This window comes from Streptomyces sp. CBMA156 (assembly GCF_014596515.1).
Lineage (GTDB): Bacteria > Actinomycetota > Actinomycetes > Streptomycetales > Streptomycetaceae > Kitasatospora.
Genome location: NZ_MSJQ01000288.1, coordinates 1 through 10,093, shown reverse-complemented (window position 1 = coordinate 10,093; position 10,093 = coordinate 1). Strand labels below are relative to the sequence as shown.

Genomic DNA, 10,093 nt, shown 5'->3' with positions numbered 1-10,093 from the left:
CTGGCCACCGCGGCCCCGCTCGCCGCGGCACTGGCCGGCAGCTACGCCGCCGTGCACCTCTGGTGGGCCGTGCGGGCAGCCACCGACCCGGACAGCGGGGCACGCGTCGGATCACTCGTCGCCGCGCTGGCGCTGCTCGTCCCGGCGGCGCTGATGGCCGTCACGGCCCTGGCCGGCCGATGGACCGCCGCCAGGGCCCTGGCGGCGGCCACCGTCGTCCTGGCACCACTGCCCGGCCTCCTCGTCCGCCCCGAACTGCCCGGCGTGCACATCCCGCTCACCTACGGTCTCGGCGGCGCCGACGCCGCGCTGTTCGCCCTCAACGCCCTCGTGCTGCTGATCGCCCCGCCGGACCGCACCACCCGACCCCGCTCCGCCGTCCCGTGGGCGGTCGTGTTCACGCTCGCGGCCTCGGACGTCCTCCTCGCCCTGACCCACGGCACCGGCGGGGGGACGGCCTTCCGCACCGTGTTCCACCTCGCCGCCCCCGTGGTCACCGGCGCGGCCGTCGCCTGCACCACCCGCACGGTCCGCTCCGCGGCCCTGACCGCGGCCGTCCTGGCCGTGCCACCCCTGATCACCCCCACGCTGGTGGGCCACACCGTCATGAACCCGACCGCCGTCCTGTTCCCGGTGCTGCTGTTCACCGTCGGGTACTCGGTCGTCCTCGCCGCGGTCCGCCTCGCGGGCCGGCTCTCCCCGCGGACCGACCCGCAGCAGCCCTGACCCCCGGCACCCGCCACGCCTTCACGCCCTGCCCGCAGAACTGCCGGCAGGGCGTGAAGGCCTCGTGCGAAGCCGGCGAGGACGCGCTGTGGGGCCTCCACGAGGAAGATCCCCGGAGAACTGCGGCTGCTCCGCCGCCCCGTCACCGCGTCACCGCGGCCCTTCCGGCCGAGCGGAGCGGACGCCCTCTCAGCGCTGGTGCGGCTTCCGCCCTCGCTGCTCCGTCACGCCCGGGGTGAGGTGCGCCGGTTGCTCTGCCGCCGGAGCGCCTCGCCGCCCCTGGGCGGGGCCGCCGGAGCGCAGCCGTGCGGCGGTGGCCGACAGCTGGATGGCGGGTCCTGGCTTCCGGAGGGCGCGCCCCATGGCCACCAGCCCGGGGACGTCCACCTCGGCGGCCGACGGCGTCGGGGCTTCTTCCTGCCGGGGCCCGCTGCCGAGGACCAGCAGCGCCTCCGCCGCGGGCAGACCGTTCGACCGCCGTACGGACCGGCTGTAGACGCCCGCCGCCGCGCCGAGTGCGAGGAGGGCCTCCGCGCTGGGCAGCGCGACCCGGTCGCGGCGGAGGCGGTCGGCCGCCAGCTGGGCGAGCCGGGCGATCGTCTCGCACGCGCGGACCGACACGGTGCGGAGGAACTCGGACACCCGCTGGTCGCCGAGGAGGCGGCCGGCGGACTCACCGGCTCTTTCGGCGAGCGTGTGCCAGAGCCGGGAGACCGCGTCACGAACGATGCGGACCTGCTGCCACTCGGGGACACCGGTCAGGGATTCGGCGTGCCGGTCGGCGTCGCGGAGCGCGGCGTCGACGGCGGCCGCCGCGCCGCGCGCATCCGCCCGGCCCGGCACGGCGGCGGCCGTCGGCTCCGCCCCGTCCGGGAGCGAGGCGACGTTCTGCCACCGGACGTGCAGGGCCTCCACATCGGCCTCCAGGACCGCGCGCAGGTCGTCGGCGGTGCCGCGCCCGTCGGGCACGGTCTCCTGCCACGCCTGCGCCACCTCGCGAAGCTGCGCTCCGAGGTCCGGAAGGTCCACGGCTCCCGCTGCCGGCCGGCCCTCCGGCTGTCCGACGGCCGGGTCTTCATCCCACAGGGGCAGCTCATCCATGCTCATCGCTTCCTCGGCGGCGTCTGCCGTCTCGTCGTCCGTACCGGAGCGCCGCCCCTCCAGGAGCCCCGCCACGAGCCCGGCCGCAGCGGCGTTCGCCTCGGCCGGCTCGTCCCGGACGTTCTCGGCGGGCACCGGCGGCACGCCGAGGGCAACGTCCTCCTGCTCCGGTGAACTCATACGACGAAGGGTCATGGCCGCCTGTCTGCCGTACACGGGACGGAGCGTTCGACGCGAACGCCCCCGAGTGCTGAACACATCCGGTCTAGCACGCCCCTGCTCACACCTGACAGCCGGTCGTCCACCAGGCCTCCGATTCCCAGGCCAAACCGCCCGCCGGAATGGCAATCCAGCCACGTCGTTGACGAACGGTTCGCCACACGGGATCCAGACGGGGCCAGGTGGGATCCACGCGGGGTCCGCCCGGTCCCGCCCGCCGCCGCGCTCCCGGAAGGCGCAGCTCCGCAGGCCCGCGTGGCGTCGCTGCGTGACGATCGGCTGGACAGCACCGGGCGCCGGCCGCCGGGAGAAGGGCGAGCCATGACCATGGACCGACGACGTTTCCTCGCGACCCTCGGCGCCGCCGCCACGGTGGTGGCCACCGGCGGTGCCCCCGCCCGGGCGCTCGTGGCCTTCCCGGCCCGCGCCCGCAGCCTGGCGGCCGGGCCGCCCGACTGGCGGGCGCTGCGAGCACGCCTGGGCACCCGGCTGGTGCTCCCGGCGGACCCCGGCTACGGGACCGCCCGGCTCGCGTACAACACGCTGAACGACGGTCAGTCGCCCGCCGCCGTGGCGCAGTGCGTGTCGGCCGACGACGTGCGGGCCTGCCTGGACGTGGCGCGCGGGCACGGGATCCCGATCGCGGCCCGCGGCGGCGGCCACAGCTACCTGGGGTACAGCATCCCCTCCCGGGGCCTGGTGATCGACGTGCGCCGGATGGCCGATGTCCAGGTGCACCCCGACGGGACCGCCGAGGTCGGCGCCGGTGCCCGCCTGATCGAGGTGTACGCGGCGCTGGCCCAGGCGGGCCGGCTGCTTCCGGGCGGCAGCTGTCCGACCGTCGGGGTCAGCGGCCTGACCCTGGGCGGCGGCATCGGTGTGCTGACCCGCAAGTACGGGCTGACCTGTGACCGGCTGGCCTCGGCCGACCTGGTGACCGCCGACTCGCGCCTGCTCACCGCCTCGCCCGCCACGGAGCCCGACCTGTACTGGGCGCTGCGCGGCGGCGGTGGCGGCAACTTCGGCGTCGTGACCCGGTTCGGCTTCGCCACCGCCCCCGCGCCCGGCCTGACCGTCTTCGTGCTCGCCTTCCCGGCCGGCTCGGTGACCGAGGTGCTGGGGGCCTGGCAGCAGTGGGTGGCCGGGGCCCCGTCCGAGCTCTGGGCCAGCTGTCAGATCTCCGGCGGCACGCCGCCCGGCTGCCGGATCGTCGGCTGCTACGTGGGCGACCCGAGCGGTGCCGATCCGCTGCTCGACCGCCTGGTGGCGGCGGCCGGCACCGCCCCGAGCTCGCGCTCCGTCTCCCCCAGGGACTACCTCGGCGCGATGAAGTTCATGGCGGGCTGCTCGAACGACACCATCGCCCAGTGCCACCCCACCTGGGAGGGCGGCGTCCTGCCGCGGGCCGGCTTCGTCGCGGTCTCCCGGATGCTGGGCTCTGCGCCGCTCGATCCGGCGGGGGTCACCTCGCTGATGGCCGGCCGCACCGGCGTCGACCTGCTGCTGGACTCCCTGGGCGGCGCGGTCGGCGGGCTCGCCCCGGACGCCACGGCGTTCCCGCACCGCGACTCGCTCGCCAGCGCCCAGGTCTACGGCGCCGCCACGTCGCTCAACGAGGACCGGGTCCGGGCCACCGTGAACACGATCCGCGACGGTCTGGCCGATCTGGGCGCCCGCGGCGCGTACGTCAACTACATCGACGGCATGCTGCCCGACTGGGGCCGGGCCTACTACGGCGGGAACCTGCCCCGGCTGAAGGATGTGGCCCGCCGCTACGACCCGGACGGCGTCTTCGCCTTCCCCCAGTCCGTGGCGGCCGCCTGACGCCGAAGGGCCCGCCGCCCGCCCTCGTCCGTACCGGTACGGACGAGGGCGGGCGGCGGCGCGTCCCCGAACCGGCGGCTACCGCCCGCTGCGTGGCGACGGGACGTTGAGCTTGGAGCTGAGCACCGACAGGAAGGTCGGCAGCCGGTCGACCGCGGACTTGGGGACGGGGGTGGTCTGGACCGTGTCCCGCACCACGTCCTGGACGACGAGCTTGTAGGTGCCGTTCTCCTCGATGAGTTCGGCGGCGAAGAGCACTGTTTCCATCGGAAGTCCTCCGGTCGGTTAACGGTCGTTGAGCCAGCCGGTCCACGCCCGGGTGGCCCGCTCCGGGTCCGCGTCCTTCGCGAACAGGTGGTGGCCCACCCAGATCGGCCAGTTCCAGGAGCTGCCGTCGAAGAACCGGTAGAGCGCGTCCGGGCCGCGCAGGCCGAGGAAGTCGCGGGTCAGGTAGTCCACGACCACGTCGACCGGGCCGCCGTCCTCCCCCGGCTGGTCGAGCGCCAGCCGGTCGCCCACCGCCGTGCCGTCCGGGACGCCCAGGCGGTGCCGCAGGGCGGCGAACTCGGCGGGGTCGGCGGTCGGCCGGGGCCGGTCGGCCTTGACACAGGCGGCGGAGCGGCCGGCGAAGTGGGTCAGGTACTGGGCGAGGCTGTGCTGGTAGAAGTCGACGTGCTTCTCGGCGGCGTCCGCCCTGGTGTCCCAGCCGTCGTCGACGACGCCCTCGTGCACCCAGTGGATTCCCATCCGCAGGTGGGACGTGCCGTCCTCACGCGGCTCGATGTGGTAGCTGAGCGTGTTGGAGAAGCCGCCGTCCCTGGTCACCCGGGCGGCGAACCGGTGCGGCGGTTCCCACTCCACGACGGTGCCGCCGCCCCGGGAGACGTTTCCGCCGATGCGCGGTTCGATCTCCATCGGGTAGAGCCAGCCGAGGTTGCCCTCGCTGGTGGCGACGGCGTGCCAGACCTGGTCGGGTGCGGTGAGCAGCCGCTGCTCGCGCCGCACCTGGAACTCGCGGGTCATGATCGGGAACTCCTTCGGTAGTCAGTACGTGACCGGCAGGGCGGTCAGCCGCCGCTGCAACGGGTTGGGGCGCCAGTCCAGGACCGCCTCGTCGGCCGGCCGCAGCCGGGGGAAGCGGCGGACCAGTGTCCCGACGGCCACCTCGGCCTGAAGCTTGGCCAGCGGGCCACCGAGGCAGAAGTGCGGGCCGTTGCCGAAGCTCAGGTGCCGGTTGCCGGGGCGGGTCAGGTCGAGCCGGTCGGGGTCGTCGAAGCGCTCGGGGTCGCGGTTGGCCGAGCCGAGGAACAGGTAGACCAGCTCGCCCTCGCGCAGGGTCCGCCCGCCGATCGGGAGGTCCTCGGCGACGACGCGCAGGATCGCCTGGGTCGGCGTGTCGTAGCGGGCCAGCTCGTCGACGGCGGTCCTGATCAGTGCCGGGTCCCGGCGCAGCAGGGCCAGCTGGTCCGGGTGGCGCAGCAGGGCGAGGGTGCCGTTGCCGATCAGGTGGGTGGTGGTGTCGTCGCCGGCGGTGATGAGGACGTAGCAGGTCGAGAGCAGTTCCGCGTCGGTGAGCCGGTCGTCGTGGGCCTGGGTGGCGACCAGGGCGCTGATCAGGTCGTCCCCCGGGTCCGCCCGGCGCTGCCGGGCGAGTTCGGCGAGGTACTCCTCGCACTGGTCGATCACCGCCTCGGACTCGGCGATGTCCTCGGTGAGGTTGCCGAGGCGGCGGAACCAGGTCTTGACCCGGGGCCGGTCCTCGGGCGGGATGCCGAAGAGTTCGCAGACGACGGAGAGCGGCAGCCGGGAGGCGAAGTCCTCGATCAGGTCCGTGCCGGGTCCGGCGGCCCGCGCCTCGTCGAGGAGCCCGTCGACGACGGTCTGGAGGCCGTCGCGCAGCGCCTCGACCCGCCGGGCGGTGAAGGCCCGGTTGACGAGCTTGCGCAGCCGGGCGTGGTCCGGCGGGTCGGTGTTGGTCATCACCCGGCCGAGCCGGTCGGTGAGCCGGCTGAGGTCCTTGAGGTTGCCGCCCAGCGCGCCGAGGGCCCTGGTCATCCGGTCGCGGTCGTTGGACAGCCGCAGGTCGCTCAGGGCCGGCTCGATGTCGGCGTGGCGGGTGAGGTACCAGATGCCCTGCGGGCCGCGGTGGACGGGGCTCTCGTGGCGCATGCGGGCGTAGGTGGGGTAGGGGTCGCGGCGGACCTCGGGCGTGTACAGCAGCGCCGCGAGGTCGTCGGGCCGGGGCGGGCCCGCCGTGGGGCGGGCCTCGTCCGTCGTGTCGGTCGGGTTCACCTCGGCCGCGCTACTGCCGGGCGTCCATGGCGTCGGCGAGGCTCCTGGGCCGCATGTCGGTCCAGCTGTGCTCGACGTACTCCAGGCAGGAGGCGTGGGTGTCGGGGCCGTGGGCGACGGTCCAGCCGTCGGGGACGTCGGCGAACTGCGGCCAGAGGGAGTGCTGGTTCTCGTGGTTGACGAGCACGAGGAAGGTGCCGTCCTGGTCGTCGAAGGGGTTGGTCACGGGTCAGTCCTCCAGGGTGGTGGTGGCGGTGGTGTCGGTGGCGGCTTCGCCGGCGAGTTCGGTGAGTTCGGCGAGGCGCGCGGCCAGGACCGGTCCGATCTGGGCCAGTGAGCCCGGCTGGGTCATCCGGTCGTGCCGGGTGGTGATGTCGTGGGAGTCGATCCGGCCGGTGACGTGGGGGCGCCAGCTGCCGGCGCCGGCCGAGTCCTCGACCCGGTCGATCGTGGAGTTGAAGAGCAGCAGGTCCCCCTCGTACGTGCCGGGGACGTGGGCGAGCGCCAGCCTGGCGTTGTTGATCATGATCTCGACGACGGCCTCGATGCGCCGCTCGTCCAGCCCGGCCAGCGCGCTGCCGCGCCCGCGCAGGAACTCGGCGACCTCGGCGTAGGTCAGCTCGCCGTCCCCGATCTCGTCCGGGTCGCAGTCGAGGATGCCGACCAGCACGTCCCGTTCGCTGGGCACCGGGTCGTCCTGGAAGCTCACGCCCTGGACGGGGTAGGCGTCGAGGACGGCCAGCAGCTCGGTGCGCTCGCCGCGGGCCTGGAGCTCGCAGGCGATCGCGTGGGCGATGAGCCCGCCGGCCGACCAGCCGAGCAGCCGGTACGGGCCCACGGGCTGGGCCTTGGTGATCCGGTCCGCGTAGTCGGCCGCCATCTCCCGGTAGGAGGTGGGCAGGGGCTCGGGGCGGGCCAGGCCGCGCGCCTGGACGGCGTGGATCGGGTACTCGGGGCCGATGTGGGTCATCAGACCGGCGTAGGACCAGCTGATGCCGCCGCCGGGGTGGATGCAGAACAGCGGCGGCCGCTCGCCCGTCCGGCGCAGCGTCAGCAGCACGTCGAAGGCGTCCTCTGGGTCGGTCATCGCGAGCCGTGCGGCCAGCCCGGCCACGGTCGGCGCCTCGAACAGCGTGCGCAGCCCGAGGTCCACGCCGAGGGTCTCCCGGACCCGGGAGACGAGGCGGGCGGCCAGCAGGGAGTGCCCGCCGAGGTCGAAGAAGCCCTCGTCCACGCCGACCCGCTCCCGGCCGAGGATCTCGGCGAACAGGGCGCACAGCAGTTGTTCCTGCGGTGTGCGGGGGCCGCGGCCGGCTCCCTCCTCGCCGTGCCCGGGCGCGGGCAGGGCGGCCCGGTCGAGCTTGCCGTTGGCCGTCAGCGGGAGCGCGTCCAGCTCGACGAACGCGGACGGCACCATGTACTCGGGCAGTTCGCGGCGCAGCCGGTCGGGCAGGTCGCCGACCTGGACGGCCGCTCCGGCGGCGGGCACCAGGTAGGCGACGAGCCGCTGGTCGCCGGGCTGGTCCTCGCGGGCGAGGACGGCGGCCTGGGCGATGCCGGGGAGGCCGGCGAGCGCGGCCTCGATCTCGCCGGGTTCGATCCGGAAGCCGCGCAGTTTGACCTGGTCGTCGGCGCGGCCGGCGAACTCCAGGATGCCGTCGGGCAGCCGGCGGGCGAGGTCGCCGGTGCGGTACATCCGGCTGCCGGGCGGGCCGAAGGGGCAGGCGGTGAACCGCTCCGCCGTCAGTCCGGGCCGGCCGGGGTAGCCGCGGGCGACGCCGGCCCCGGCGAGGTGGAGCTCGCCGATCACTCCCGGGGGCACCGGCCGGAGGGCGGCGTCCAGCACGTACGCCCGCATGCCGGCCATCGGGCGGCCGATCGGCAGGGTCGCGCCGGGTTCGGGCAGGGTGTGGACCGGGTGGTGGGCGGCGAAGGTGGTCGTCTCGGTCGGACCGTAGCCGTTGACCACCGCGGTGCCGGGGCAGGCCGCGAGCACCCGGGCGACAGCGGCCGGCGGGAGCACGTCGCCGCCCGCCCACACCTCGCGGACCCCGGTGAGCACGGCGGGGCGTTCCTCGGCGACCAGCCGGAACAGGCCGGCGGTCAGCCACAGGCCCGTGACGCGGTGCTCGGTGACGGACCGCTGGAGTTCGTCGAGTCCGAGTCGGCCGGGCGGCGCGACGACGACGGTCCCGCCGCCCAGCAGCGGCACCCACAGCTCGTAGGTCGAGGCGTCGAAGGCGGTCGGCGAGTGCAGCAGGACCCGCTCGTGGGCACCGCCGCGCCAGCAGGGCGCGAGCGCGAGGGCCGCCACGTCCTGGTGGGTGACGCCGATGCCCTTGGGCCGTCCGGTCGATCCCGAGGTGTACATCACGTACGCCAACTGCCGCGCGTCACACGGCACCTGGGGGTCGGAGTCGTCCGGCTCGGCCTGGACCAGCGCGGTCAGCACGTCCTCCGTGAGCACCAGTGCGGCACCGGTCTCGCGCAGGATCAGGTCGATCCGGGAGGACGGGAAGCGCGGGTCCAGCGGGACGTAGGCGCCGCCCGCCCTGACGATCGCCAGGACGGCCACCACCAGGTCCGCCGACCGCTCCAGCAGCACCGCCACCGGGGTCTCCGGCCGGACGCCCTGCCCGGCCAGGGCCCGGGCGAGGCGGTTGGCGCGCCGGTCGAGCTCCCGGTAGGTCAGTTCGGCGCCGTCTGCGACGACGGCCACCGCGTCCGGGGTGGCGAGCACCTGCCGGGCGAACAGCTCGGGCAGGGCGGCCGTGGGCTGTCCGGCGGCGGTGTCGTCGGACTCCGCGAGCAGGTGCCGGCGTTCGGCTCCGGAGAGGAGGTCGATCCGGCCGATCGGCTGCCGCGGGTCGGCGGCCACGGCGCGCATCAGCCGCTCCCAGCGGGCGAACAGCCGCTCCACGGTGGCCGCGTCGAACAGGTCAGTGGCGAACTCGACCGCGCCGACCAGGCCGGCCGGGCCGCCGTCCGCGTCGTACCGCTCGGCGAGGCTGAGCGTCAGGTCGACCCGCGCGGTGCCGGTCGGCGCCTCGACGTACCCGGTCTCCAGTCCCGGCAGGGCGAACTCGCCGGCCGGGGCGTTCTGCAGGGCCAGCATGACCTGGAACAGCGGGTGGTGGGAGAGCGACCTGGCCGGGTTGACGGCCTCGACCAGGTACTCGAACGGCACGTCCTGGTGGGCGTAGGCGGCCAGCGCCTTCTGCCGTACCCGGGCGAGGAGTTCGGTGAAGGCCGGGTCGCCGCCGGTGTCCGTGCGCAGCACCAGGGTGTTGACGAAGAAGCCGACGAGTTCGTCCAGGGCCTGGTCGGTCCGCCCGGCGATGGGGCTGCCGATCGGGATGTCGGTGCCCGCGCCGGTACGGGTGAGCAGTGCGGCCAGTGCGGCCTGGAGCACCATGAACATGCTGGCGCCCTGCGCGGTGGCCAGTTCCCTGAGTTCACGGTGCAGTCCGGCGTCGAGGCGGACCTCGATCCGGTCGCCGCGCTGGGACGCGGCCGCGGGGCGGGGCCGGTCGGCGGGCAGCTGGAGCCGCTCCGGGAGGCCGGCCAGCTCCTGCTTCCAGTAGGCGAGCTGGCCGGCGAACAGGCTGTCCGGGTCGGCGTGGTCGCCGAGCAGGTCCCGCTGCCACAGGGTGTAGTCGGCGTACTGGACCGGCAGCGGGGACCAGCGCGGCTGCTCACCCCTGCGGCGGGCCGCGTAGGCGGCGGCCAGGTCCCGGGAGAGCGGGCCCATCGACCAGCCGTCGGCGGCGATGTGGTGGACGACCACCAGCAGCACGTGCCGGTCGGGGGCGAGGGCGTACAGCTCGGCCCGGACCGGCGGCTCGGCGGCCAGGTCGAACCCGCGCCGGGCCGCCGCGGCGAGCCGTTCGGCCAGGCCGGCCTCGCCGGGTTCCAGCACCGGCAGCTCCGG

The 10,093-nt window shown here is 75.1% G+C and carries 8 protein-coding genes; 2 read left to right on the top strand and 6 right to left on the bottom strand.

Annotated elements, in window-relative coordinates; genetic code table 11:
* On the top strand, positions 1 to 726 hold a 726-nt coding region (locus BU198_RS24720), incomplete at its 5' end, for a hypothetical protein (RefSeq protein ID WP_223244890.1).
* Positions 727 to 915: 189 nt separating this feature from the next.
* Here the strand turns inward: BU198_RS24720 and BU198_RS24715 are convergent.
* Positions 916 to 2,022, bottom strand: coding sequence for a hypothetical protein (locus BU198_RS24715; protein WP_188299063.1), 1,107 nt, complete (start codon positions 2,020 to 2,022; stop codon positions 916 to 918).
* A 345-nt stretch (positions 2,023 to 2,367) separates the two neighbouring features.
* On the opposite strand from BU198_RS24715, the gene BU198_RS24710 reads away from it, so the two are divergent.
* Entirely contained in the window at positions 2,368 to 3,870 is a 1,503-nt protein-coding gene (locus BU198_RS24710) for an FAD-binding oxidoreductase (RefSeq protein ID WP_188299062.1), read from the top strand.
* Between the two features lie 78 nt (positions 3,871 to 3,948).
* On the opposite strand, the gene BU198_RS24705 is transcribed toward BU198_RS24710, so the two are convergent.
* From BU198_RS24705 to BU198_RS24685, 5 genes are all read right to left on the bottom strand, one after another.
* The gene (locus BU198_RS24705) at positions 3,949 to 4,137 is read right to left on the bottom strand and encodes a hypothetical protein (RefSeq protein WP_188299061.1); all 189 of its coding nucleotides are present in this window, start codon (positions 4,135 to 4,137) and stop codon (positions 3,949 to 3,951) included.
* An 18-nt stretch (positions 4,138 to 4,155) separates the two neighbouring features.
* Positions 4,156 to 4,893 carry an SRPBCC domain-containing protein gene (locus BU198_RS24700; protein WP_188299060.1) on the bottom strand — a complete coding sequence of 246 codons (738 nt, stop codon included), beginning with the start codon at positions 4,891 to 4,893 and terminating at the stop codon, positions 4,156 to 4,158.
* A gap of 21 nt (positions 4,894 to 4,914) precedes the next feature.
* Positions 4,915 to 6,162, bottom strand: a complete 1,248-nt coding sequence (locus tag BU198_RS24695) for a cytochrome P450 (protein ID WP_188299059.1) — start codon at positions 6,160 to 6,162, stop codon at positions 4,915 to 4,917.
* A 10-nt stretch (positions 6,163 to 6,172) separates the two neighbouring features.
* Positions 6,173 to 6,388: an MbtH family protein gene (locus BU198_RS24690; protein WP_188299058.1), complete on the bottom strand. Its 216-nt coding sequence runs from the start codon at positions 6,386 to 6,388 to the stop codon at positions 6,173 to 6,175.
* A 3-nt stretch (positions 6,389 to 6,391) separates the two neighbouring features.
* Positions 6,392 to 10,093: non-ribosomal peptide synthetase (locus BU198_RS24685; RefSeq protein ID WP_188299057.1), on the bottom strand; the 3,702-nt coding region annotated here is incomplete at its 5' end.

What these genes read in the sequence shown, in the direction of transcription:
- BU198_RS24715 (WP_188299063.1), bottom strand. Translation starts at nt 2,022, where the DNA reads ATGACCCTTCGTCGTATGAGTTCACCGGAGCAGGAGGACGTTGCCCTC.
- BU198_RS24710 (WP_188299062.1), top strand. Translation starts at nt 2,368, where the DNA reads ATGACCATGGACCGACGACGTTTCCTCGCGACCCTCGGCGCCGCCGCC.
- BU198_RS24705 (WP_188299061.1), bottom strand. Translation starts at nt 4,137, where the DNA reads ATGGAAACAGTGCTCTTCGCCGCCGAACTCATCGAGGAGAACGGCACC.
- BU198_RS24700 (WP_188299060.1), bottom strand. Translation starts at nt 4,893, where the DNA reads ATGACCCGCGAGTTCCAGGTGCGGCGCGAGCAGCGGCTGCTCACCGCA.